The sequence below is a fragment of the Pseudomonas sp. PME37.24/006 genome (assembly GCF_055556635.1).
In genome coordinates, this window is record NZ_JBVHNL010000070.1 from 1 (window position 1) to 276 (window position 276).

At 63.4% G+C, this 276-nt stretch carries 1 protein-coding gene; it reads left to right on the forward strand.

Annotation, left to right across the window (positions count from 1 at the left end):
- Positions 1–276 (forward strand): beta-propeller fold lactonase family protein (locus ACZ3GY_RS23890; RefSeq protein ID WP_465912208.1); only part of this gene is annotated, 276 nt, incomplete at both ends.

Here is a 276-nt window from a genome sequence, read left to right on the forward strand (position 1 = left end):
TCACCTTCTTCCCGCTTCGCCACCTTGATTGCCACTTCCGCCCTCAGCCTGGCCGCCGCGCATGCCGGTGCGGCCACCGTCGCCTACGTCTCCAATGCGGACAGCCAGGACATCTACGTGCTCCGGCTCAATGGCGATGGCAGCGTCAACCTGATCGACAAGGTCGATACCGGCAGCACCGTGATGCCGCTGGCCCTGAGTCCCGATCACAAATTCCTCTATGCCGCGTTGCGCGGCCAGCCGTATTCGGTGGTGAGCTATGCCATTGATCCCGCC